Here is a 23486-nt window from a genome sequence, read left to right on the forward strand (position 1 = left end):
GGCGGGGCGGGCCGCAGCCGACGCGGGCCGTACTCGCGCAGCAGGGTCTGGACGATGCCGGCGGCGGGGATGGCCAGCAGCGCGCCGAGCAGACCGGCCAGCTCCGCCGCGAGCAGCACACTGACCAGCACCGTCAACGGGTTCAGCCGGACCGCGCGGGACAGGATGAGCGGCTGGAGCAGGTGGTTCTCCACCTGTTGGTAGACCACGAAGAAGACCAGCACCACCACCCCGGCGGTGGGGGAGTGCAGGAAACCGGCACCGGCCGCGATCACCGCGCCGAGGGTCGCCCCGACCAGCGGTATCAGGTCGGCCACCGCCACCAGCAGGGCGATCACCGCCGCGAAGGGCACCCCGGTGAGGGTCAGCACCACGAAGGTCAACGCCCCGCAGATCACGCTGATCAGCAGGTTCCCGGTGAGATAGCCGGTGACGGTGCGCGACACCTCCCGGCCCACCCGGCGCAGCCGCTCACCCTGACCGTCCCCGGCCGCCGCGAGCAGGCCGCGGGTGATCCGCGGCGCCTCCAACACCATGAGGTACGCGAGCACGATGACCGTGACCAGCCCGGCGACCGACTCGATGACGCCGCGCAGCACACCGACCGCGGGTTGGCGCAGCCGCCCGCCGAGGTCGCGCAACTGCTCGGAGTGTTCGCTGACGTAGCGGCGTGCCCCGGTGCGCTCCAGCGCCTGCCCCACCGGGCCCCGTCCGGCGCGGGCCTCCCGCAGCAGCTCGGGTGCCCGGTCGGCGAAGCGGCCCAACTCCCCGAACAACGGCACCAGGATGAGCGCGGCCAGGATCGCCAGGAGCACGAACGCGGCGAGGAACACCAGCAGTGTGGCCAGCGCCCGACGCCGGACGAAGCGGCGTTGCAGCCGGTCGACGAGGGGTTTGAGCGCGACGGCGAAGAACGCGGCGACCACCGCCCAGACCAGCACCCGCCGGGTCGCGTACACGAATCCCAGCGCGAGCGCGGTCGCCAGCACCAGACCGATGACGATCAGAGTTCGGCGGCCGGTCGCCCGATCGTCGACGTCGCTCATCCGGCGGGCCTTCCCCGCGCGCGCCGTCGGAAACCCGGCATTGCGGGCACAACGGCGATCAGTGGCGGGAGTTGTCGTCCTCGTCGGTGACGGGGTGGGCGCCGGCGACGAACGTGTCGAGCGCGGCGGCGTGCAGCAGCCCGCCGGGCACCGGGTCGCGCAGGGCGGCCACCGCCAGCCGGGCCACCGGCAGCCCGCCGGGGCGGGAGGTCGCGGCCAGCACCAGGTTGCCGTACCTGCGGCCACGCAGCATCCGCCGGTCGCCGACCACGCACACGTCGGCGAAGACCGCCCGCAAGGTGGCCACCTGCGCCCGGGTACCGACCAGCGGAGGCAGGTCGGTGACGTTGACGAGGTACAACCCGTCGGGGCGCAGGACGCGGGCCACCTCGGCGGCGAACTCGACGGTGCGCACGTGCCGGGGCATCCGGGCCGCGCGGTAGATGTCGGCGATCACCAGGTCGTACCGGCCGTCCGGGGTGCCGGTCAGTGCCTCCCGGGCGTCGGCGACCTCCACCCGCACCTCCGGCGGCACCGGCGGCAACTCCCGGGAAACCAACTCGACCACCGCCGCGTCCCGCTCGACGACCCGTTGCGGGGAGCCGGGCCGGGTGGCGGCCAGCCAGCGGGGCAGCGTCAACGCGCCGCCACCCAGGTGCACGACGTTGAGCGGGGCGCCGGCCGGGGCCGCCACCTCCACCGCCGAGGCGATCCGCCGGACGTACTCGAAGTGCAGGTGCCGAGGATCCTCGACATCCACGTACGACTGCTCGACGCCGGCGGACAGCAGCGTCCGCCCGGTCCGGCGGACCGGGTCGGCGACCAGCTCCAGCCGGTCGGCGGCGCGGTTCATGACTGGCACGCTAGCCGAGCCCACGGCGCACCCGGCACGGCGGACGGGCCGGCGGAGCGGGGTCGCCCCCGGCCCGCCGGCCCGACGGTGTCGTGGTGGGCGGTCAGCCGCCGGCCATCCCGGCCCCCACCTCGTCGATCGCGTCGTCGATCTGGCGGGCGAGGTCCACGTCGAGCGCGGTGACCCCGTTGGCCTGGCTGGTCCGTACCGTCAACACGGCGGCGGTGTCGCCCGGACGCCCGATGCTCGGGCCGCGGCCGTTGTCCTGGCGCAGCCGGTCGAGGCGGGCCAGCACCCGGTCCAGGTTGTCGGGCGGCAGCGCGACCACCCGGTAGAGGCCCTGGCTGTCGCCGGCCCAGTAGGGCAGGTCGTCCAGCGCCGCGCTGATCTCGTCGGCATCCAGGGTGGGTGTGGTGGTGGAGGCGCCCACCAGGCCGCCGCCGGCCTCCGGCGGGTTCAGCAGGTCGCGCAACCCGTCGGGTACGTGCAACGACTCGACCAGGTCGCCGTCCTGCTCGGCGAGCGCGGCGATCGTCGCCTCGGCCTGGTACCGGGCCTGCTCCGGGGTGTTGCCGCTGATCCGGCCCACCTCGGCCAGGAAGCCGGGCAGGTCCTGGTGCCGTTCGATGCCGTCGACCGGCAGCACGTCGTGCAGCGACGCCGGCACCGCGGCGAGCAGCCGCTGCCGCTCGGCGGCCTCCAGGGCGAACGCGAGGACCAACACGGTCGCTTCGGTGCCCACCTTGGCGGTCTTGAAGTCGACCCCGGCGCGACGCCGGACCTCGTCGACCAGGTCGTGGTAACCCATGCTGTTCACACCGGACGCGCCGCTCGGCGGGGACGGCTGCGGTCGCGGGTTGTCGGCGCTACCGACCGGCGGCGGTGCCGGCCCGCCGCGCGTGGTGTCCGACTTGTGCGCTCCGGCCGCTGGTGGGCCGGCCCGCTTACCCGCATCAAGGCTCGTGAGCTGCTTGGACGCGCTCAGACTGGCGCCGATCTCGCTGGGCTGGCGATTCTGCTCCCGGGCCTGCCGGGCCAGTGCCCGACGCCTCTGGTTGTCGCCCTCCATCTGCTTGCGCATGCTGGCATCCCTTCCGCTGGGGATCGTGGCTGCGCCAGTCGCCTTCCCGCCGTCCCGGAGAAGGAAACAGAGGCCGCCGGCCGGGTCGGAGCGGCCTGCCCCACGCTTCATCCGGCGGGGGTGAGGGGCGCTCACCCGCACGGCCCGCACGATCGGGTCAGGACCGGAGATTCTTCCGAGGTACGCGGAAGGAAGGTCGTCATGAAGGAAGTTGTCGAGATCGTCCCCGCTCGACCCGGCTGGTACGCCCGCTGGCAGCTCACACCCGAGGTCACCAGGTGTTACCCGGTGAGCCTCTGGGCGCTGCTCGAGGAGGCCGACGGAACGGGCCGCGAGGTGATCGGGATGGACTGCATCGGTCAGTGGCCCGGCGCGGACGACAACGAGGCGGGTGGGCAGTTCGTCCGCTACCTGTACCAGACGCCCGACTCGGGGGAGCCCGAGGACGTGGACGCGGCCCCGATCGGCGAGCTGCGTGAGGACGGCCCCCGGCTCCAGCCGATGACGGCACCCTAGACATTCCTCCGGCCCCCGACCCCAGGTCCCAGGGTCGGGGGCCACCCCGTCTCGCTTCCCGGGGGTGACCTGCGGGTCAACCGATGGCGCGCACGTCGTCGTCGGCGTACGCCTCGGCCAGCAACTCACTCAGGCCCGTGCGGTCCAGCATCCGCTGAAGCTGAGGGCTGACCCCGGTCAGTCGGACCGCCCCGGCGGCGCGGTGCACCACCAGCAGCGCGCTGAGCCCGGACGAGTCGCAGAGGGTCACCCCGGTCAGGTCGACGAGAACCGGGGCGTCGTCGCCGCGCAGCTCGGCCGCCGCGGCGACCAGCTCGGGCGCGCTGTCGTAGTCGAGTTCGCCGGTCAGCCGGAGTCGGACGTTCCCGGCGGCGAGCCGGGTTGTCTCGATGGTCAACAGCTGGTCGGGCATCCCACCATTCTCCTTGTCGACCGACAGAACGCAAAGCGGGGGCGGCGATAGGGCCGCGTGTCCCTCGTCCGCCGCCCCCCGCCGTGGCGATGCCCGCCACCTGCCGCGAGATGCCGCTTTCCGGGTTCGGGCGTAGGGTGGCTGGAGAGTTTTGACAGTGGACGCCGGTTCCGGCACGGGTTCGGTGAACGACAAAGGAGTGAGGCTCAGCTGGTGACTGCTTCCGACGTCAGGGACTGGGACCCGGGCGACGGACGGCTCTCCACGCCGAGCACGACACGACCCTCGGCGTGGTCCGCCGACGTTCGTCGCCCCACCGTGGCCCTGCCACCGCTGGCCCCCGACCGGGGGCAGGCCACGCCCGACTGGTTAGAGGTCGTCGAGCACTTCCGGGAGGGCCTGGTGGTCTGCGACGCCGATGGCGTCGTGCGGCACGTCAGCCCGGTGGCTGAGCGGTTGCTGCCCGAGGTGACGCCCGGCGAGCTGCTCAGCGCGGCCGGTGTACCCGGGTTGAGCGAAGGCGTCCCCGGAAGCTTCACCCACCGCGAGCGCCGGCTCACCGCGCGCCAGGTGCCGCTCTCTGGTGACCGCTGCTGCTGGTACGTCGAGGACGTCACCGACAGCGTCAGTCGCGCCGACGCGCTGCTCGCCGAACGGGCCCGCTCGGCGTTCCTCGCAGTGGTCGGCGACAAGCTGGGCAACCCGCTGCACCCGGATCGGGCGGCCGCCGCGGTCGTCCGACTCGCCGTGCCGACCCTGGCCGAGGTGGCGGTGCTGGTGCTCGCCCCGCGGGCCGGGCGCGCCCGCTGGTGGCGGGCGTCGCGCACCGACGACGAGGTGCCGACGGTGGACAGCGGCGTACTGGTCGGCGGCGAGCTGCCGAGCGCCATCGCCGACGGGTTGACCGGGGCCGAGCCGCACGCGGTGGACTGGCTGGTCGAGCAGGCGGTCGACGCCGGTTGGCTGCCGGGGCTGGCCGGCACCGACAGCGCCGCCCGGGTCGTCCCGCTGCCGGGGCGTGACGCGCCGGTCGGGGTGCTGCTGGTGGCCCGTCGCGCCACCCGCTGGTACGACGAGGACGACGTTGAGCTGGTCCGCGCGTTCGCGGCCCGCGCCGGTGCCGCGTTGGCCACCGCGCTGCTCTACCGCGACCAGGCCGAGGTGGCCGACACCCTCCAGGCCAGCCTGCTGCCTGTCGAGCCGGTCGAGGCCGCCGGTGTGCAGTGGGGCACCGCGTACCGGCCCGCGCAGGCGGGGCTGCGCATCGGCGGCGACTTCTACGGTTCGCACCGGCTCACCGACGGTGGTTCGGTGTTCTTCCTCGGTGACGTGTCGGGCAAGGGCGTCGAAGCCGCCGTCTTCACCGGCCAACTGCGCCAGTGCCTCCAGGCGCTGCACCGGTTGGAGTCTCACCCGGAGCGGCTGCTGCGGCTGCTCAACGACGCGTTGCTGGAGACGACCCAGGCGCACGGCCAGGGCCGCTTCGCCACGATCGTGCTCGGCGTGGCCCGCCCGGAGCGCGACGGCGGCCTCACCGTCACCATGGCCGGCGGCGGGCACCTGCCACCACTGGTGCTGCGCGCCTCCGGCGAGGTGGAGACGGTGCCGTTGCGCGGCATGCTGATCGGAGTGGTCCCCGACCCCCGCGTCGGGGAGGTGACGGTGCGGCTGGCGCCGGGCGAGACCTGCCTGCTCTACAGCGACGGGGTGACCGAGGCCCGGGGCGGCCGGCGCGGCGACGAGCAGTTCGGCGCGGAGCGGCTGGTCAGCGCGCTGACCGACTGCCACCGGATGCCCGCGCCTGCCCTGGCCGAACGGGTCGAGCAGCTCACCTGCGACTGGCTGGCACAGGGCGACCACGACGACATCGCCGTGTTGGCGCTGCGGGCGGCCGGCCTGGGCGGTCGCGGTGCACGGCACCTGCACTCGGTGCCCGCCGGCATCGACCAGACGGAGGGGACTGACGCGTGACCGCCGCCACGGCCACCACCGACCTCGGCGAGGCGTACTCCGGGTACCTGGACCACCTTGCCGACGCGGATGAGTACGCCGCTACCGACCTGGCGATCGGCCTGCTCGACGCGGGCGTCCCGGCGGAGCGGGTGCTGCTCGACCTGGTCGCGCCCGCCCAGGCCGAGGTGGGCGAGCGATGGGCGCGAAACGAGTGGAGCGTCGCCCAGGAGCACGCGGCCACCCACATCAGCGAGCAGGTGGTGGCGGCGGTCTCCGCGCACGTCAAAGCGCGGCCGACCGGTGGCCGGGTCGTGGTCGCCTGCATGGACGGCGAGTGGCACGCGCTGCCGCCCCGGCTGGTGGCCGAGATACTGCGGTTACGCGGGTGGCAGGTGACCTTCCTGGGCGCCAGCGTCCCTGCGGCGCACCTCGTGTCGTACCTGCACCGCTACGACGCGCACGCGGTCGCGCTGGCGTGCGCGCTGCCGATGCGCCTGCCGTACGCCCACCGGATGATCGAGGCCTGCCGCCGCTCGGACGTGCCGGTGGTGGTCGGCGGGCGTGGGTTCGGCACTGATGGCCGGTGGGCGCGTCGGCTCGGGGTGGCCTGGGCGCCGGACGCGCCCTCGGCAGCCGAGTTGATCGCCGACGAGCGGGCGTTGCGCGGGGCGCCGCCGGCCCGGCTGGCCCACCTGGCCGACGACGAGTACGCCAGCCTGGTGCGCCGTCGCGGCGAGCTGATCGACAGCGCATTGGCGGAGCTGCGGCAGCGGGTGCCGGCGGCGCGGGCGTACACCGCCGCGCAGCTCGACGCGACAGTGAGCGATCTGGGCCACATAGTGGATTTCCTGGCGGCGGCGGTCTACGTCGACGACCCCTTGTTGTTCACGGAGTTCGTGGAGTGGCTGTTGGGGATTCTGGGCAGTCGTGGGGTGCCCGCCGGGGCGGTCGTCCTGCCGCTGGAGCACTACGCCGCCGCGTTGCGGGACTTCCCCCGGGCGGCGCGGGCGTTGGCGCTGGGATGCGCGGCGCTGCCCGGCACCGCGCGCTGACCCGACCCGCCGGTGGCATCCGGATCGATCACCGCGCTCGGCGGCGGACGAGTCACCTCTGCGTATACTTGCCGGACTGCAAACGTCCCACCCGAGGGTGGAGCGAGGGGGAGAACGGTGACGTTCAGCGTCAACTACGTCGAGCGCGACGGTGGTGGCGCCTGCCTGCGGCTCGTGGGCGAGCTGGACCTGAGCACCGCCCCCGAGCTGAGCGCCGCGATCGACCGGCTCACCGCGGCGGGCAAGACCCGGGTGCTGCTCGATCTGACCGACCTCACGTTCTGCGACTCCACCGGTATGGCCGTGTTCGTCCGGGGCGACAATCAGGCGGCGGCCGACGGTGGGTGGCTCCGGCTCACCGGCGCCCACGGGCGGGTCGAGCGGGTGCTGGGCGTGACCGGGCTCGCCGACGTGTTGCGCTACGAACCGGAGTCGGTCGACCCCGCGTCCCGCAGTGCTTCCTGATGGGCTAGATTTCCCCGCCAGCATTTTCCCGCCAACGCGGTGACCGTCAGGGTCCCGTCTCCGCCGACTCCGAGGCAGGTAGTGATGGGCGTAGACAGCCCGCAGCCGGTACGCATCCTGGTGGTCGACGACGATCCGGGTGATGTGCTGATGATCGAGGAGGCGCTGGCGGACTCCGACGTCGAGAAGGTCATCGACGTGGTGAGTGACGGCGAGGAGGCGATGGAGTTTCTCCGCGCCGAGGGCCGGCACGAGCAGGCCCGCCGACCGGACGTGATCCTGCTGGATCTGAACATGCCGCGGATGGACGGCCGGCAGGTGCTCGGGGCGGTCAAGCAGGACGAGGATCTGCGGACCATCCCGATCGTCGTGCTGACCACCTCCAACGCCGACACCGACATCGTCGGCAGCTACACGTTGCAGGCCAACGCGTACGTCACCAAGCCGATCGACCTGGACGACTTCAACGACGTGGTTCGCCGCATCGACGAGTTCTTCGGCCGGGTCGTCGTGCTGCCCAAGCGCATCTGAGGCCCGCGCCACCTGCGCGCATGCTGAACATTTTTCCCGAACACCCTCGGCGCGAGCGGTCGCGGCCGAGGATCCAGGTGGGGAAGTAACAGCAGCTGCCTGGGGGGCGACAGTATGAGGTTCTCCGTCGTTGAGACCGGTTACGACCAGCGGCAGGTGGATTACTGCCTGGACGAGTTGGGGATCCGGTTGTCCCGGCTGGCGGCGCGGGCCGAGGGCGCGGCCGGGGCGGCCCGGGAGTGGGACGAGATCCGCCAGGAGGCAGCCTCGCTCAGCGGGCTGCTGCAACGACTCGACCTGGGCGACGCCACCGCCCCCCGGCACTTCGGTGGCGCGGTGCGTCGCGAGGCCGCCGAGATCCTGGCCGAGGCTCGCGCCGAGCTGGACGAGGCCCGCGAGGAGGCACGGCGGGTGCGGGAGCGGGCGTACGCGGAGGCTGTGCAGGCCCGACGTGACTTCGAGGCGGCGCTGGACGCCCGTCGACGGCGCGAGGTGCGGGTGGACGAGATCCTCAGCCAGGTGACTGTCGACCAGGTGCCCGCCGACACCCCCACCGCAGCCGCCGGGGTGCCGGGCAGCCGGGTCGGGGTCGGCGGCCCGGACGCGGACGCGGGCGCGGAGTCACCGTCGGGCCGTCGCTGAGACGTGCGGGCGTGCGTGCCCCGCTCAGGCGGTGAGCGCCGCCGCGACAGTGCTCGCCCGGTCCTCGTGCTGGGCGTACGCGTCGGGATACGCGGAGATCTGCACGGACTGGGCGGCGGCGGTGACGCTCAGGTCCTGCCAGCCGGGGATCTCGTTGAGCGCCGTGTAGAAGGCCCGCGCGGCGTACGACGGGCGCATCAGCTGGGCCACAGTGCCCCAGCCGCTGCTGGGCCGCTGCTGGAACAGCCCGACCGAGTCGTGGTCGGAGCCGCTGCCCTGGTTCGGGTACTCCGCCGACTCCGGGAGGACGTCGCTGGCCAGGTTGTAGAGGTTGCTCTCCTGCATCGCAGTGGACAGTGCCACCACCAGGGCGCGACGCGGCATCTTCATCTCCAGGCCGACGTCCACGATGATCTTCGCGTTGTCCATCTGTGCCTGGTCGAGGCCGGCGACCGGCCGGGGGCGGCGGGGCTTGACCGGCTTCTTGGGCACCTTGCGGACGGCGGTGGGAGTGGGAGTGGGCTTCGCCGTCGGGCTGGGCAGGACCCGGGCGGGGGCGGCGTCGCGGTCCAGCGACCGGGAGGCGCGCTCATCGGCGATGGCGGCGCGGTCGGCCACCGCCTCGGCGAGCGGCTCGACCGTACGGGGGGCGTCGTCGTTGCCTCGCGCGGTGGCGACCGCGACGAGGCTGAGGCAGCAGGTGACACCGGTGGCCAGCGCCACCCGCACCGGGGTCGAGCCCAGCAGGGCCCGCCGCGACGGTTCGGAAGCGCGGTGACGGCCGATCGTCCGTTCGGTTGATGCGGCGTCGTCCGAGGGGGTGGTCGGGCGCGCGTCGGTCAGCTTCTGGGCGGAGGGGTCGTCGGGATGCACCTGACGAGGCTAAAGAGCTGAATGCCCGATGCCATCAGCCCGTACGGTGGCATGCGCCACAATTTGCCCTGATCATGCTGACTTTAGCGGGCAAACCTACCGCGAAGCTGATCAACCTCGCGGATCACTCCAGACGGTTATTCCCGACTTGCCGGGGGAATGCGGTCGCCCCGCAGCTCCGCCGGCTGCACCTCCGCCCACCTTCACGACTAACCCGAACAACCGAGGCACCCCTCCACCAACCGGCCCCCAGGCCCCCACCTCGGCGATCTTGCACTTGCTGTGGCGACATAGAGGGGCATCCCCCTCATATCGACGACCGAAAGTGCAAGATCGGCGCGGTGGGGGCGTGTGGGGCGTGTGGGGCACGGTGGGGTGAGTGGGTGGGTGAGGTAGAGAATGGAGTTAGTGGCGGCCGTTCTCGGCTGGGGTTACGGTCAGGCGGTGTCGGCTGGCGTCGCCGCTGGAGAACGGCCAGAGCCGGTCGGCGTACTCGACCAGGTCGGCCAGTTGATCTCGGCTCAGCCCGGCTGAGGAGATCTCCGCGTGGACGTCGGCCCGGTATCGGCCGTCGGTGTCCCGCCCGAGCTTCGCCTCCGCCCGGACCTGCACCGTGTGCGCCTCGTCGGTGATCTCCCCGGCCACCTCCACCGCCGCGTGGTGCAGGCAGGAGGCGAAGGCCGCTGCCAGCAACTGTTCCGGAGTCAGCCCGGTGCAGTGCGGCGCCAGCGGTGAGGCCAGCGCGGTGGAGAGCCCGCCATCGTCGGTGCGTACGTGACCGCCCTCGGCGGTCGCTGTGGCCTCACGCAGCCAGGAACTCTGATCCGGCATCGCGTTTCTCCCGTCGCTCACCAGGCCGGCTACCCCTTCGCCGCCCGGCGAAACGCCGTGCGGCGTCGGGTCAGCGCCCGGCGGGCAGGTTCGGCTCGTCCACCACAGCCACCGCCTCGGTGGCCTCGGCGGCGGCCCGTTCGGTCCACGGCGACGTGGGGGCCGGCCGGCGGGTCGTCGGGATCATCATCGGCACGTACACCCGGGCGTCGACCGCCTCGGCCAGCAGCAACGCGGCGACCAGGCTGCTCGGGCGCTGCTCGGGGTCGTCGGCGAGGCAGGAGTGGCACAGCTCGGCGACCTCCGGCGGCAGTCCGGCGATGTCGGGCAGCGGCTCCGGTGGCCGACGGCGGCGGACGAGCAACAGTTCGCTGGCGGTCGCCGCGCGGTAGGGCAGGCGGGCGGTGAGGCTGTAGTAGAGCAGCACGCCGAGGGCGTACATGTCGGCAGCGGGGGTGGCCGGAGCCTCGTCCAGTTGTTCGGGCGCCAGGTACGCCGGGGTGCCCAGCACCATCCCGGTCGGCATCGGGTCCGCCGTACCGGCGGCGATGGCGATGCCGAAGTCGAGCACCTTCACCCCGGTCGGGGTGAGCATGACGTTTGCCGGCTTGACGTCCCGGTGCACGATGCCCTCGGCGTGCGCGGCTGCCAGCGCGGCGGCGACCTCCGCGCAGACCCGCACCGCGATCTGCCAGTCCAGCGGCCCGGCACGCAGGTGCACGGCGAGCGTCTCACCCTCGGCCAGCTCCATGACGATGTAGGGCACCGGGCGGCCGGGCCACGTCGAGGAGGTGCCGAAGTCGTGCACGCTGGCCACGTTGGGATGTTCCAGACGGGCCGCCGACCGGGCCTCCGCCCGGATCCGGTCCACCGGGCCGTCCCGATCGTCGCGGCCGGGCGAGATGAGCTTCACCGCGACCGGCCGGTCCAGCACCTGGTCGTAGGCCCGCCACACCTCGGACATCCCGCCCACACCGATGCGCTGTTCGAGCCGGTACCGCCCGTCCAGCATCCGCATCGACAGCTCCTCGCCCTCGCCCCGCCGACGGCGGGTGCTCAGGTGCCGGTACCCGAGCGCCGAGCTGGGCAAACCGGAGCCCGATTCGGGGCGGACGGCCCCGCGCACCTCGCTGCGCCACGGGGGATGGGTGCGGTAGCTTGCGAGCCAGAGCCGGTGTCACCGATTGTGCCGGCACGGTCACCCGAGGGGACGCCGCGATGAGCGAGGTCACCGTACGCTTCGTCGGTGGGCCAGCGGACGGCCTGGTCCGGCTGCTGCCGGCCGGGTCGGACGGCGCCCCGCCCCAACGTTGGATCATGCGGCACCCGGACGGCACGGGCCCGGTGCAGCCCGGCCCCGACCACCTCTACGAGCGCGACCGGCCCGACGAGGCCGGCGGATGGAGCATGCGGTTCGTGCGCACCGACGCGTACGGGGTGTCCGAGTGACCACGAGGCGGGGCTGACCGGTGGTGTCGCCGGCGTCGCGTCCGCCCGGCCGTACAGCTCGCGCACAGCTTCCGCAGGGGCGCGGCACAGGCGCGGCGGCCACCATGGGGCCCATGGTCATGAACGGGCAGGCCGCGCCGAGCCGGATCGAGTTGCGTCGCCCCGACGGTGAACCCGTCCGGGTGTTGGTGGTCGACGACGAACCCACGCTCACCGACCTGCTGTCGATGGCCCTGCGCTACGAGGGTTGGCAGGTCCGCACCGCAGGCAATGGCATGGCGGCGCTGGGCACCGCCCGACAGTTCCAGCCGGACGCCGTGGTGCTCGACGTGATGCTGCCCGACCTGGACGGCTTCCAGGTGCTGCGCCGGCTGCGCGAGCACGCCCCCACAGTGCCGGTGCTCTTCCTGACCGCCCGCGACGCGGTCGAGGAACGCATCGCCGGGTTGACCGTCGGCGGCGACGACTACGTCACCAAACCGTTCAGCCTGGAGGAGGTGATCGCCCGGCTGCGCGCGCTGCTGCGCCGCTCCGGGCTGGCGATCGCCGCCCGGGAGGAGGCGGTGCTGACCGTCGGTGACCTCAGCCTCGACGAGGACAGCCACGAGGTCCGGCGAGCCGGCCAGCTCGTCACCCTCACCGCGACCGAGTTCGAGCTGCTGCGTTACCTGATGCGCAACCCGCGCCGGGTGCTCAGCAAGGCGCAGATCCTCGACCGGGTGTGGAACTACGACTTCGGTGGCCAGGCCAACGTGGTGGAGCTGTACATCTCGTACCTGCGCAAGAAGATCGACGCCGGCCGCGCGCCGATGATCCACACGCTGCGCGGTGCGGGCTATGTCCTCAAACCCGCCGAGTAGGCGCCGCCCGCTGCGCGCCGCCCGGGGGTGGCTGGCCGGGCGCTCCCTGCGTACCCGACTGGTGTTCGCCCTGCTCGCGCTGCTGGCGTTGGTCAGCGTCGCGATCGGTGGCCTGACCACTGTGGCGCTGCGGCACTTTTTGATCGACCGGCTCGACGCTCAGCTGGTCCCCGCGCCGGCCATGCGGGGCGACCGGCCGGGGCGGCCGGCATTTCCGGGCAACGGACCGGGCATTCCACCCGGGCTGCCGTCCGGCACGGTGGTCGCCGAGATCAGCGACGGCCGCGTGACCAGCGCACGGACCCTGACCAACAGCGCCTCCAGCGCCGATCCGTTCCCCGACGAGCAGCCCGTCGCGGTGGGGGAGGTCGCCGTGCTGGCGGACCTACCTGTCGACGCCAGACCGCACACCGTCGACCTCGGCGATCGCGGTGACTACCGGGCCGTGGCCCGCCAGTACTGGGACGGCCGGGTACGTGTCGTCGCGATCCCCCTCTCCGGCGTCCAGGAGACCGTCTGGGCGCTGGTCGCCGCACAGGCCGGGGTGGCCGCGATCGGACTGCTGCTCGCCGGTGTGGCGGGCGCGCTGATCGTGCGGGCGACCCTGCGACCGCTCAACCGGGTGGCCGCCACCGCCACCCGCGTCACCGAGCTGCCCCTGGACCGGGGAGAGGTGGCGCTCGCCGTCCGGGTCCCGGCCGCCGACACCGACCCACGCACCGAGGTCGGCCAGGTCGGCGCGGCGCTGAACCGGATGCTGGGCCACGTCGCCGACGCGCTCTCCGCCCGGCAGGCCAGCGAGACCCGGGTACGCCAGTTCGTCGCCGACGCCAGCCACGAACTGCGGACGCCTCTCGCGGCGATCCGCGGCTACGCCGAGGTGGCCCGGCGTGGCCGCGACGAGGTTCCCGCCGACGTGGCGCACGCGCTGCGCCGGGTGGAGTCGGAGAGCACCCGGATGACCAGCCTCGTCGACGACCTGCTGCTGCTGGCCCGCCTCGACACCGGCCGGCCGCTCGCTGTGGAGCCGGTGGACCTGACCGCCCTGGTGGTGGACGCGGTCAGTGACGCGCACGTCGCCGGCCCCGAGCACCGCTGGCAGCTCGAACTGCCCGAGGTGGCGATCCGGGTGCCCGGCGACGCCGCCCGGCTGCACCAGGTGGTGGCGAACCTGCTCACCAACGCCCGGGTGCACACCCCGCCCGGCAGCACTGTCACCACCACGCTGGCCGTCGACGCCGCCAGTGCCGTGCTCACCGTCGCCGACGACGGGCCGGGGGTGCCGGTGAAGCTGCAACCGGAGATGTTCGAGCGGTTCGCCAGGGGCGACAGCTCCCGATCCCGCGCGCACGGCAGCACCGGCCTCGGTCTCGCGATCGTCGCGGCGGTGGTGGAGGCCCACCACGGCACGGTCGGGGTGGACAGCCGTCCAGGTCGGAGCGTGTTCACCGTCCGGCTGCCGAATCCCACAGCTGACGCATAGTTCGCACACGGGGTCGCGCCAGGCGAGCCCTCAAGGCTGGCCGCATGGACAGAACCGAGACCCTGGTGCCGGCACCCGCCGAACCCGAGCCGCCAACTGCCGCACGCCCCGACGAGCACTCGCCGCCGACGCGCCGCTCGCCGGCCTGGGCCCGGCCCGCGCTGGCGATCCTGCTGCTCGCCACCGGCCTGCTCTACCTGTGGGGCCTGGACGCGTCCGGCTGGGCGAACTCGTTCTACGCCGCGGCCGTGCAGGCCGGCTCGGTGAGCTGGAAGGCGTTCCTCTACGGCTCGTCGGACGCCGCCAACTCGATCACCGTCGACAAGACGCCCGCGTCGCTGTGGCTGATGGCCCTGTCCGTACGCGTCTTCGGCCTGAACAGCTGGGCGATGCTCGTGCCGCAGGCGCTCTGCGGCGTCGCCTCGGTCGGCGTGCTCCACGCGACCGTGAAGCGCTGGTACGGGCCGGCCGCCGGTCTGATCGCCGGCGCGGTCCTCGCGGTCACCCCGGTGGCGACGCTGATGTTCCGGTTCAACAACCCCGACGCGCTGCTGGTCCTGCTGCTGGTCGCCGGGGCGTACGCCACGGTGCGCGCGCTGGAGACGGCCAGCACCCGGTGGATCGTGCTGGTCGGTGTGCTGGTCGGCTTCGGCTTCCTCACCAAGATGTTGCAGGCGTTCCTGGTGGTGCCGGTCTTCGCCGGCGTCTACCTGCTGGCCGCGCCGACCGGGCTCTGGCGGCGGGTCCGGCAGTTGCTGCTGGCCGGGTTGGCGGTGGTGGTCTCCGCCGGCTGGTGGGTGGCGCTGGTCGAGCTGGTGCCGGCCAGCGCCCGCCCGTACATCGGCGGCTCGCAGGGCAACAGCATCCTGGAGTTGACCCTCGGCTACAACGGCCTCGGCCGGATCACCGGCGAGGAGGTCGGCAGCGTCGGCGGCGGTGGCGCGCGGCCGGGTGGCGGCGGTGGCCCGTTCTCCGGGCAGAACGGCGTGCTGCGGATGTTCGGCGGCGAGATCGGTGGTCAGGTCTCCTGGCTGCTGCCGGCCGCGCTGATCCTGCTGGTGGTCGGCCTGCTGCTGGCCGGAAGGGCGACCCGCACCGACCGCACCCGGGCCGGGCTGCTGCTCTGGGGCGGCTGGCTGCTGGTCACCGGTCTGATCTTCAGCTTCATGTCCGGGATCTTCCACGCCTACTACACGGTGGCGCTCGCACCGGCGATCGGCGCGCTGGTCGGCATCGGCGTGACGCTGCTCTGGCGCGAGCGGCGACAAGCTTCGGCTGTCGCTGCGGTCGCCGAAACGTCAGCGGGTGGTTCGCTGCCCGCGTCCGCCGACGACGTCGTGGGGGGCACGCGGTGGCAACGCCTGCGCCCGCTCGCCGCCACGGCGACGCTCGCCGGCACTCTCGTGGTGACCGTGTGGTGGGCGTGGGTGCTGCTCGGACGCAGCCCCGACTGGTACCCGTGGCTGCGGACCACTGTGCTCGTCGCCGGCCTGGTCGGGGCGGTGTTGCTCCTGCTGGTCACCCGGCTGCCCCGCCGGGTGGTGCCGGTGGTGCTGGGCCTCGGCGCGGCGGCGGCCCTCGCCGGCCCGGTGGCGTACGCGGTGCAGACCGCCGCGACCCCGCACACCGGGTCGATCCCGAGCGCCGGCCCGTCCGTGGCGGGCGGGTTCGGCCGGGGCGGCTTCCCCGGTGGGCGACCCCCTGGTGGCATGGAGGTGCCGGCCGGCGGCCAGTTCCCCGGTGGCTTCCCTGGCGGGGGCCAGTTCCCCGGTGGCTTCCCTGGCGGGGGCCAGAACGGTGGCGGCCAGAACGGCGGTCAGCTGCCGGGCTTCCCCGGCGGTGGTCGCAACGGCGGGCCCGGTGCCACCGGCGGCCAGGGGCGCTCGGCCGGTGGGGGAATGGGCGGGCTGCTCGACGCCCGTGAGCCCAGCGCCGCGCTACGCGAGCTGCTGCAGAACGACAGTGCCGACTACACCTGGGTGGCGGCGACCATCGGCTCGAACAACGCGTCCGGCTATCAGCTCGCCACCGGCGAACCGGTGATGCCGATCGGCGGGTTCAACGGCAGCGACCCCTCACCGACCCTCGCGCAGTTCCAGCGCTACGTGGCCGACAAGAAGATCCACTACTTCGTCGGTGGTGGTGGCTTCCGGGCCAACGGCGGCAGCTCGGCCTCCCAGGAGATCGCCGCCTGGGTCGCGGAGACGTTCACGGCGCAGACCGTCGACGGGGTCACCGTCTACGACCTCAGCGCCGGTGCGGAGGCGTCGTGACCGCGCTGGGCGGACCACGGGCCGCCGTCCAGGCCCGACCGACGGCGGCCGTGCTGGACGTGGTGATCCCGGTCTACAACGAGGAGGTCGACCTCGGGCCGTGCGTACGGCGGCTGCACGCCCACCTGAGCGCGAACTTCCCGTACCCGTTCCAGATCACCATCGCCGACAACGCCAGCGTCGACGACACTCTGAAGGTGGCCGACGGCCTCGCCGGTGAGCTGCCCGGCGTCGAGGTGCTGCACCTGGACGCCAAGGGGCGGGGGAGGGCGCTCTCCGCAGCGTGGTCGGCGTCGTCCGCGCCGGTGCTGGCATACATGGACGTGGACCTCTCCACCGATCTTGCGGCGTTGCTGCCACTGGTCGCGCCGCTCATCTCCGGCCACTCCGACCTGGCTATCGGCACCCGGTTGGCGCGTACCTCCCGGGTGGTGCGTGGCGCCAAGCGGGAGGTGATCTCGCGGGCCTACAACCTGCTGCTGCGCGGGGCGTTGGCGGCGCGGTTCTCCGACGCGCAGTGCGGGTTCAAGGCGATCCGCGCCGACGTGGCCGTGGAACTGCTGCCGTTGGTGCGGGACACCGGCTGGTTCTTCGACACCGAGCTGCTGGTGCTGGCCCAGCGGGCCGGGCTGCGCATCCACGAGGTGCCGGTGGACTGGGTCGACGACCCGGACAGCCGCGTCGACATCGTGGCCACCGCCCTGGCCGATCTGCGTGGCGTGGGCCGGCTGGGCAGGGCGCTGCTGACCGGCGCGCTGCCCCTGGCCGACCTGCGCGCACAACTCGGCCGGGCGCCGCTCACCGCGCCGCCTGCACAGCCCGCCCAAGCGCTGCCGGGGCAGGCGCTGTCGGGGCAGGTGCCGGTCGGGTTGCCCCGGCAGCTGGTCCGGTTCGCGGCGGTCGGGGTGGCGAGCACGCTCGCGTACCTGCTGCTGTTCGTGGCCACCCGGGGTCTGCTCGGCGCGCAACCGGCGAACCTGGTGGCGCTGCTGGCGACCGCCGTGGCGAACACGGCCGCGAACCGGCGGCTCACGTTCGGCATCAGCGGACGCCGGCACGCCGCCCGGCACCACGCGCAGGGGTTGCTGGCCTTCGCCCTCGGTCTGGCGTTGACCAGTGGCGCGTTGGCGGTGCTGCACGTCGTCTCCACCGTACCGGCCCGGCCGGTGGAGCTGGCCGTGCTGGTGGCCGCGAACCTGGCCGCCACGGTGCTGCGGTTCGTGCTGCTGCGCCTCGGCATGCACCATCGGCGTACCTGAGGCGTCGACCGGTCAGCCGGCGGCGGCTTCGCGGACCAACCGGCGTGCCTCGTCCCGGGGCACGCCGGTGGCCCGCAGGAGGTCGTTGGCGGCGGTGCGCAGCTGGGAGACCACTATCGTCCCGGAGAATCCCAGGTCCTGCCGGCACGCCACGCCCGCCTCCCGGACCGCGCGCAGCACCCGCTCCCGGGCCTGCACCGGTTCCTGCCCGGCGACGAACTCCCGGTGCAGCAGCCGGACCGATTCGCCGAGGTGCTCCACCGCCGCGGGCAGGGCCGCCGGCACCGGTTCCTCGTCGCGCAGGGCGGTGCCGATCCGGCGCACCAGACCCCGGCTGTTGCGGAAGGCCCGTTCCATGTGCGTCACCCCGCGCCGGTACGCGGCGATCGCCCGGCGTCGTCGCCAGCGCACCGGGGAGAGCCGAACCACCTCGTCGGCGGCGGTCGTCACGGCGACGAGCTGTCGCAGTTGCGGGTCGGCGTCGCGCATCCGGTCCAACACCGCCCGCGCTCCGTCCCAGTCCGCCTCGGCCAGCGCCTGCGCGGAGGCCGTCATCTCCCGGGCGAACAGGTCCAGGGCGGGCTCGGCGGAGCGGCGCACCATCCGCATCGGGTTGAGGGGCAGCAGGACGAGCATCACGAACAGTCCGGCCGCTCCGCCGACCAGCGCGTTGACAGTGCGGGGCAGTTCCAGGTCCGGCGCGGTCGGGGTCAGCGTGGCGACGAGGACGGCGGTACCACCGGCCTGGGTCATCAGCGCGCCGGTGCCGCGTACCAGCACCGACGCCGCGATCGCCAGGAAGACGATCACACCGGTCTGCCACGGGCCGGTGCCGAACAGGCTGATCAACAGGTCACCCACGCCGATGCCGAGCACCACCCCGGCGACCAACTCCGGGGCGCGGTGAGCACGTTTGCCCAGCGACGCCGCGATGACGCCGACCGCCGCGGCCGGCGCGAACGTCGGCTCCGGGTTACCGAACAGCTCGCTGGCCACCAGCCAGGCCAGGGCGGCGGCCAGGCCGGCCTGGAGCGCCACGATCAGGTAGAGCCGGATCCGCTGGCCGCTCTGCCGGCCGGCCCGCGCGACGCGAGCCCGCAGGTTGCCCGCCGCCGTTCGCGCCCCGGTCGCCGCGGCCGTTGGTTTCATGGCCGGGGGTACCCGGCCCGGCCCACGAGCGAACCTGCGCCGAACCGTTACGCCGGGTACGCCATGGCCGCAGCGATCGCGACGACCCCCGGCAGCCGGCTGTCCTGGCGCAGGAACTGCACCACCACCGGCACCGTGGAGCGCAACACACAGCCGTACGGTCGGTCGAGCCGTACCGCTTCCGGGTCGATCAGGTCGTTGAGCCGAACATGTCGTACCCGGTGGGCGTCGACGGTGATGGCGTACGGGCCGACCGGCTCGGTGTCCTCGTAGTAGAGGTGCAGCTCGGCGTCGGCGCGGGTGCCGGTGGCGTTGAGGACGCACAGCTGATCGAAGCTGGTGAAGGCCGGCTCGGGGCCGTTGCTGGGGAACGGGATGTGCCCGCCCGGCACGACCCACACGCGGGCGCCGATCTCGGTCATCGGCTCTCCTCCAGCAGCCGGGCGAGGTCGGGGCTGAGGAACACCCCGTCCGGGTCGAGTCGGCGGCGAGCGTCCCGGAAGTCGTCCCAGCGCGGATAGAGGGGCCTCAGGTCACCGGCGGTCAACCAGTGCTTCTTGCCCCAGTGCGGCCGGCCACCGTACTGCCGGAAGACCGCCTCCATGTCCCGGAAGTAGTCCTCGTACGGCAGCGAGGTGTTCTGGAGGCAGGCGATGGTGGTGGTCGGCCGGCCGTACGCGTTGCTCAACCAGATGTCGTCGGCGGCGATGCTGCGCACCAGTACCCGCCAGCCGACAACAGTGCGGTGCCGTTGCAGGATCCGCCGCCGGACCTCGGCGAAGCAGGCGGGGAACGCCTCCGACGGCAGCATGTACTCGATCTCCTCGAACCGCAGGTGCCGCTCCTGCGGGATGGTGCGGTGGATCGGACCGGACCGGATCTCGTGGGGTGCGCCCCACGGGCCGGAGTCCGGCACCCGCGGCGCGGCCCACACCCGCACGTCGGAGCCCCCGTCGGTGCGGTTCAGGGTGCGGATCTGTGTCTCGTCGCTGCGCGGGTACCAGTAGAAGTCCATGTTGCGGTTGGTGTGCTGCAATTCGGCCAGGTGGTCGAGGGTCCAGTCGATGTGCGCGCACCACGCCCGGCGGTGCAACTCGTAGTGCGGTTGCACGTCCAGGGTGACCTGGGTGACCACTCCGAGAGCGCCCAGCGACAGCCGGGCCGCCGGCAACAGGTCCGCGTTGTCGTCGGCCGAGATGTCGAGAACCTCGCCGGTGCCGGTGACCAGGCGAACGCCGGTCACCTGGGTGCACAGGTTGCCGAAACCGATGCCGGTGCCGTGCGTGCCGGTGGCGGTCGCGCCGGCGATCGACTGGTAGTCCACGTCGCCGAGGTTGTCCATGGCCAGCCCGGCGTCGTACAACCCCTCACCGAGGGCCTTGAGCTTGGTGCCCGCCCACACCCGCGCCCGATCGGCGTCCTCGGTGATGACTCCGGCGAGCCGATCCACGCTGAGCAGGATGTCGTCGGTGCGCGCCAGTGGGCTCGACGAGTGGCCGGAGCCCACCGGGCGGATCGTCCTGCCGTCCTGGCGTGCCCGCACCACCAACTCCCGTACCGCGTCCTCGTCCGCCGGCTCGGCGAGCTCCAGCGGGGTGAACGAAAGGCTGCCGGACCAGTTGACGAACTGTCGCATCCGGCCGACTACCCGTCGGCGCGACCGGTAGTCGCGTTTCCGTGCCGGCCCGCCGGGTAAGGAGCCGCGTGCCGGCCTTCGGCTCCGCGAACACGCCGCCGATCGACTCGTACGCGTTCCTCTCCGACACCCACACCGGGGCGCTGATCGGCGCGGACGGCGTGGTCGACTGGTTCTGTGTGCCGCACTTCGAGGGTGACGCGGTCTTTGCGCGGCTGCTGGACCGTCGCGTCGGTGGCGCGTTCACCCTCTCCGTCGCCGCTGACGCCGCGCCGGTCCGCCGGTACCTGCCCGGCACCCTGGTCGTGGAGAGCGCGTACCGCGCCGCCGGTGGCAGCGCCGTCGGTCAGGACTTCCTCGCCGTACGGGCCGGTGATGCCGCACAGCCGTTCCGCGCGGACAAGCTGTTGGTGCGCCGCCTGCACGTGCGTGCCGGGTCGATGCGGGTGCGTGCCGAGGTGACGCCACGCCCCGGGTACGGCGCCCGCGCGGTCGACTGGCACCGGGACGACGACCAGTGGGTGGCCGCCGAGGCGGGGCTGCGGCTCCGCTCGGCGCTGCCGTTTCGGGTCAACGGCGCGACGGTACGTACCGAGGTGGTGCTGCGCGCGGGGCAGACGATCGACGTGCTGCTCGGCTACGGCCCGGGCCGCATCGACGAGGTCGACCCGGCCGACCTGCTGGAGCAGACCTGCCGCACCTGGCGGGAGTGGTCGGACCGCGCCGACTACACCGGCCAGGGCAGCGAGCAGGTGCGGCACAGCGCCGCCGTCCTGCGGGGCCTGTCGTTCGACGAGACCGGGGCGTTGCTCGCCGCGCCCACCGCCTCGCTGCCCGAGGAGATCGGCGGGGTCCGCAACTGGGACTACCGCTACACCTGGCACCGCGACGCCGCGTTGCTGCTGCTCGCCCTGTTCCGGTTGGGCCACGCCGAGGAGGGTCGTCGCTACCTGCACTTCCTGCTCACCACGTGCGGCGGGGCGGGCGACGTCCTCAGCCCACTCGTCGGGATCCACGGGGTGACCCGCGAGGAGGAGATCCTCGATCACCTCGACGGGTACGCCGGCTCGCGGCCGGTGCGCATCGGCAACGAGGCCGCCGAGCAGCTCCAGTTCGACACGTACGGGCACGTGCTCGACGCCGCGCTGTCGTACCAGCAGCTCACCGGGGAGTTGACCGGCGCTCAGTGGCAGGTGCTGCGCCGGCACGTCGACACCATGGCCACCCGGTGGCGGGAGCCGGACCACGGCATCTGGGAGATCCGGGGGCCGCTGCGGCACTACGTCAACTCGAAGATGATGGCCTGGGTCTGCCTCGACCGGGGTATCCGCCTCGCCGGCCTGGTCGGGGACCACGACGCACCAGTGCAGCGGTGGAGCGGGGCACGCGACGCCGTGCACGCCGACGTCATCGAGCGGGGTTTCGACAGTGGCGTCGGCAGCTTCGTGCTGGCGTACGACTCGACCGAACTCGACGCGTCGTTGCTCCGGATGCCCCTGGTCGGGTTCCTTGCCGGTGGCGACCCGCTGGTGGTGGCCACCGTCGACCGCATCCGGCGGGATCTCGCCGTCGCCCCGGCGCTCATCCGCCGGTACACGGCCGACGACGGGTTGCCCGGCGAGGAGGGCGCGTTCCTGCTCTGCTCCTTCGAGCTGGTCTCCGCACTGGTCCTGGCGGGGCGACGCGAGCAGGCCGCCGAGCTGTTCGACCGGCTCTGCGCGTACGCCGGGCCGCTCGGCCTGTACGCCGAGCAGCTCGACGCCGATGGCACCGCTCTGGGCAACTACCCGCAGGCCTTCACCCACCTCGCGTTGATCGAGGCGGCGCTGAACCTCGATGGCGCCGGCGACCGCGACGCGCTGCACGCGTGGGCGGAGCGCACCGCGCGACCGGGAACGGCCGACGGCTGACCGGTCAGCCGACCAGCATCTCGGTGAGGACCTCGACGACGCGTCGGGTGTGCCGCCCGTCGGGGTCCTCGTCGGTGTTCAGGTCGGTCACGCTCATCCCGAGCAGCCGGTCGGCGCGGGCCAGCGGCGTGACCAGCGCGATCAGGTCTGCCCAGCGCGGGCCGTCCGGTTCGGGGTAGGTCACCGCGGGCAGGTCGCGCGGGTCCACCACGTCCAGGTCGAGGTGCAGCCAGGCCGGGCCGTCCCCGTCGGCGGCGAGGCTCGCGCCGACCGTCGCGGCGCCCCGGCGCCGCAGCTCGGCGGCGTTGATCTGGTGGATCGCCGGGTCGATCCGGGCCGCCTCGACCCGGCTGCTCTCGTCGGTGGCCGGGCGGTGCCCGAGCAGGTGGACGCGGCCGGGCTCGATCAGCGTGCCGCCGGGACCGACGGCGGCGGCGGGGCCGCACCCGGTGACAACCGAGAGGTCCATGTCGGCGGCCTCACCCGTCGGTGAGGTCGTGCCGTCGAGGAAGTCCGGGTGGGCGTCGACGAACCACAGGTCGGTCGCCGGGGGTAGGGCCCGGCAGACGCCGGGCAGGATGGCGCAGTCGCCGCCGAGCACCAGTGGTCGGTGGCCGTCCGCGATCAGTGCGCCGATGCGCGCGGCGATGGCGCCGCCGGCCCGGACCAGGCCCGCCGCGCCGATCACCCCGCTGGCCGGGTCGCGGTTCGGGTCGCGCAACCGCGCCTCGTCGATCCGCCCGTCGTCGTCGGCGGCCAGGGCCTCGCGCAGGCCGGCGCGGCGCAGCGCGGCCGGGGCCCGCTCCTCGCCGCGCCCGGCTCCGGAGGAGTCCAGCGGCGCGTCCACGATCATCCAGCGCACGTCCGCAGCGTACCGGCGCGGCCGGCCGTCCCGGCCGCATTCTGTGGTGTGGCTGGGAGTACGCCGATGTGCCCGCGACGGCGACGACGACCGGCGTACGGTGAGGGACAAGTCCGGCTTTATGGGTCAAAAGCCTCATCGGTGTACGCCCTGGGACGCCGGTATCGAGGCGGCGAGGGCAAGGAGCGATCGGTGGAACATCTGGCCTACCTGGACGCGGGGTCCGGCAGCCTGATCGTGCAGGCTGTCGTCGGTGGGGTGGCTGGCGCCGCGGTCGCCGCGAAACTCTACTGGCGACGGCTGGTCGACCGGTTCCGCCGGCAACCCACCGACCAGCGCTGAGCGGGCCA

The 23486-nt window shown here is 73.3% G+C and carries 24 protein-coding genes; 13 read left to right on the forward strand and 11 right to left on the reverse strand.

Annotated features, from left to right (window positions below):
* From ABZ794_RS31195 to ABZ794_RS31205, 3 genes are all read right to left on the reverse strand, one after another.
* A partial coding sequence (locus tag ABZ794_RS31195) for an AI-2E family transporter (RefSeq protein WP_357518930.1) occupies positions 1–1046 on the reverse strand: 1046 nt, incomplete at its 3' end.
* Positions 1047–1104: 58 nt separating this feature from the next.
* Complete coding sequence (locus tag ABZ794_RS31200) at positions 1105–1899, reverse strand: fused MFS/spermidine synthase (RefSeq protein ID WP_357518932.1); 795 nt, start codon at positions 1897–1899, stop codon at positions 1105–1107.
* Positions 1900–2002: 103 nt separating this feature from the next.
* On the reverse strand, positions 2003–2980 hold the full coding sequence (locus tag ABZ794_RS31205) for a DUF2267 domain-containing protein (RefSeq protein WP_210785143.1): 978 nt from the start codon (positions 2978–2980) through the stop codon (positions 2003–2005).
* Between the two features lie 201 nt (positions 2981–3181).
* Between ABZ794_RS31205 and ABZ794_RS31210 the strand changes: the two genes are divergently transcribed.
* Complete coding sequence (locus ABZ794_RS31210; protein ID WP_091408152.1) at positions 3182–3496, forward strand: hypothetical protein; 315 nt, start codon at positions 3182–3184, stop codon at positions 3494–3496.
* 76 nt (positions 3497–3572) lie between these two features.
* On the opposite strand, the gene ABZ794_RS31215 is transcribed toward ABZ794_RS31210, so the two are convergent.
* Positions 3573–3908, reverse strand: coding sequence for an STAS domain-containing protein (locus tag ABZ794_RS31215; protein WP_357518934.1), 336 nt, complete (start codon positions 3906–3908; stop codon positions 3573–3575).
* A 213-nt stretch (positions 3909–4121) separates the two neighbouring features.
* Between ABZ794_RS31215 and ABZ794_RS31220 the strand changes: the two genes are divergently transcribed.
* The 5 genes from ABZ794_RS31220 (at position 4122) to ABZ794_RS31240 (ending at position 8551) form a co-directional block, all read left to right on the forward strand.
* Positions 4122–5879 (forward strand): PP2C family protein-serine/threonine phosphatase, encoded by a 1758-nt coding sequence (locus ABZ794_RS31220; RefSeq protein WP_357518936.1) that lies wholly within the window; start codon positions 4122–4124, stop codon positions 5877–5879.
* Positions 5876–6913, forward strand: a complete 1038-nt coding sequence (locus ABZ794_RS31225) for a cobalamin-dependent protein (RefSeq protein ID WP_357518938.1) — start codon at positions 5876–5878, stop codon at positions 6911–6913. The genes ABZ794_RS31220 and ABZ794_RS31225 overlap by 4 nt, the downstream gene beginning before the upstream one ends.
* Positions 6914–7030: 117 nt before the next feature.
* Positions 7031–7378 carry an STAS domain-containing protein gene (locus ABZ794_RS31230; RefSeq protein ID WP_238689659.1) on the forward strand — a complete coding sequence of 116 codons (348 nt, stop codon included), beginning with the start codon at positions 7031–7033 and terminating at the stop codon, positions 7376–7378.
* Between the two features lie 84 nt (positions 7379–7462).
* A complete protein-coding gene (locus ABZ794_RS31235; protein WP_357518940.1) occupies positions 7463–7909 on the forward strand; it encodes a response regulator in 447 nt (148 codons plus the stop codon).
* A 114-nt stretch (positions 7910–8023) separates the two neighbouring features.
* On the forward strand, positions 8024–8551 hold the full coding sequence (locus tag ABZ794_RS31240; RefSeq protein WP_357518942.1) for an ATPase: 528 nt from the start codon (positions 8024–8026) through the stop codon (positions 8549–8551).
* 24 nt (positions 8552–8575) lie between these two features.
* Here ABZ794_RS31240 and ABZ794_RS31245 read toward each other — a convergent pair whose 3' ends face one another.
* From ABZ794_RS31245 to ABZ794_RS31255, 3 genes are all read right to left on the reverse strand, one after another.
* Positions 8576–9424, reverse strand: coding sequence for a hypothetical protein (locus ABZ794_RS31245; RefSeq protein ID WP_357518944.1), 849 nt, complete (start codon positions 9422–9424; stop codon positions 8576–8578).
* Positions 9425–9829: 405 nt separating this feature from the next.
* Complete coding sequence (locus ABZ794_RS31250) at positions 9830–10255, reverse strand: OsmC family protein (RefSeq protein WP_357518945.1); 426 nt, start codon at positions 10253–10255, stop codon at positions 9830–9832.
* 70 nt (positions 10256–10325) lie between these two features.
* On the reverse strand, positions 10326–11273 hold the full coding sequence (locus tag ABZ794_RS31255) for a serine/threonine-protein kinase (protein ID WP_357518947.1): 948 nt from the start codon (positions 11271–11273) through the stop codon (positions 10326–10328).
* Positions 11274–11473: 200 nt separating this feature from the next.
* Here ABZ794_RS31255 and ABZ794_RS31260 point away from each other — a divergent pair, with 200 nt between their 5' ends.
* The 5 genes from ABZ794_RS31260 (at position 11474) to ABZ794_RS31280 (ending at position 17579) form a co-directional block, all read left to right on the forward strand.
* Positions 11474–11704, forward strand: a complete 231-nt coding sequence (locus ABZ794_RS31260) for a hypothetical protein (protein WP_091408172.1) — start codon at positions 11474–11476, stop codon at positions 11702–11704.
* Between the two features lie 113 nt (positions 11705–11817).
* The gene (locus tag ABZ794_RS31265) at positions 11818–12564 is read left to right on the forward strand and encodes a response regulator transcription factor (RefSeq protein ID WP_112587604.1); all 747 of its coding nucleotides are present in this window, start codon (positions 11818–11820) and stop codon (positions 12562–12564) included.
* Positions 12542–14047: a HAMP domain-containing sensor histidine kinase gene (locus ABZ794_RS31270; RefSeq protein ID WP_357518950.1), complete on the forward strand. Its 1506-nt coding sequence runs from the start codon at positions 12542–12544 to the stop codon at positions 14045–14047. The genes ABZ794_RS31265 and ABZ794_RS31270 overlap by 23 nt, the downstream gene beginning before the upstream one ends.
* A gap of 44 nt (positions 14048–14091) precedes the next feature.
* Positions 14092–16320, forward strand: a complete 2229-nt coding sequence (locus ABZ794_RS31275) for a glycosyltransferase family 39 protein (protein WP_357518952.1) — start codon at positions 14092–14094, stop codon at positions 16318–16320.
* The gene (locus ABZ794_RS31280; RefSeq protein WP_210787429.1) at positions 16317–17579 is read left to right on the forward strand and encodes a dolichyl-phosphate beta-glucosyltransferase; all 1263 of its coding nucleotides are present in this window, start codon (positions 16317–16319) and stop codon (positions 17577–17579) included. The genes ABZ794_RS31275 and ABZ794_RS31280 overlap by 4 nt, the downstream gene beginning before the upstream one ends.
* Before the next feature lie 12 nt (positions 17580–17591).
* Here the strand turns inward: ABZ794_RS31280 and ABZ794_RS31285 are convergent, their stop codons facing one another.
* From ABZ794_RS31285 to ABZ794_RS31295, 3 genes are read right to left on the reverse strand one after another with little or no spacing between them, the layout of a single operon-like run.
* The gene (locus tag ABZ794_RS31285) at positions 17592–18728 is read right to left on the reverse strand and encodes an FUSC family protein (RefSeq protein WP_210787430.1); all 1137 of its coding nucleotides are present in this window, start codon (positions 18726–18728) and stop codon (positions 17592–17594) included.
* Positions 18729–18775: 47 nt separating this feature from the next.
* Complete coding sequence (locus ABZ794_RS31290; protein WP_112680675.1) at positions 18776–19150, reverse strand: sensory rhodopsin transducer; 375 nt, start codon at positions 19148–19150, stop codon at positions 18776–18778.
* Entirely contained in the window at positions 19147–20364 is a 1218-nt protein-coding gene (locus tag ABZ794_RS31295) for a D-arabinono-1,4-lactone oxidase (RefSeq protein ID WP_210787431.1), read from the reverse strand. Before ABZ794_RS31295 ends, ABZ794_RS31290 begins: the two co-directional genes overlap by 4 nt.
* A gap of 68 nt (positions 20365–20432) precedes the next feature.
* Between ABZ794_RS31295 and ABZ794_RS31300 the strand changes: the two genes are divergently transcribed.
* A complete protein-coding gene (locus ABZ794_RS31300; RefSeq protein ID WP_210787432.1) occupies positions 20433–22274 on the forward strand; it encodes a glycoside hydrolase family 15 protein in 1842 nt (613 codons plus the stop codon).
* A gap of 4 nt (positions 22275–22278) precedes the next feature.
* Here ABZ794_RS31300 and ABZ794_RS31305 read toward each other — a convergent pair whose 3' ends face one another.
* Positions 22279–23127, reverse strand: a complete 849-nt coding sequence (locus tag ABZ794_RS31305) for an arginase family protein (protein WP_238689728.1) — start codon at positions 23125–23127, stop codon at positions 22279–22281.
* A gap of 201 nt (positions 23128–23328) precedes the next feature.
* Between ABZ794_RS31305 and ABZ794_RS31310 the strand changes: the two genes are divergently transcribed.
* Positions 23329–23478 carry a hypothetical protein gene (locus ABZ794_RS31310; protein ID WP_165947858.1) on the forward strand — a complete coding sequence of 50 codons (150 nt, stop codon included), beginning with the start codon at positions 23329–23331 and terminating at the stop codon, positions 23476–23478.
* Positions 23479–23486 lie beyond the last annotated feature (8 nt).

It is taken from the genome of Micromonospora sp. NPDC047187 (genome assembly GCF_040643355.1).
GTDB lineage: Bacteria > Actinomycetota > Actinomycetes > Mycobacteriales > Micromonosporaceae > Micromonospora > Micromonospora salmantinae.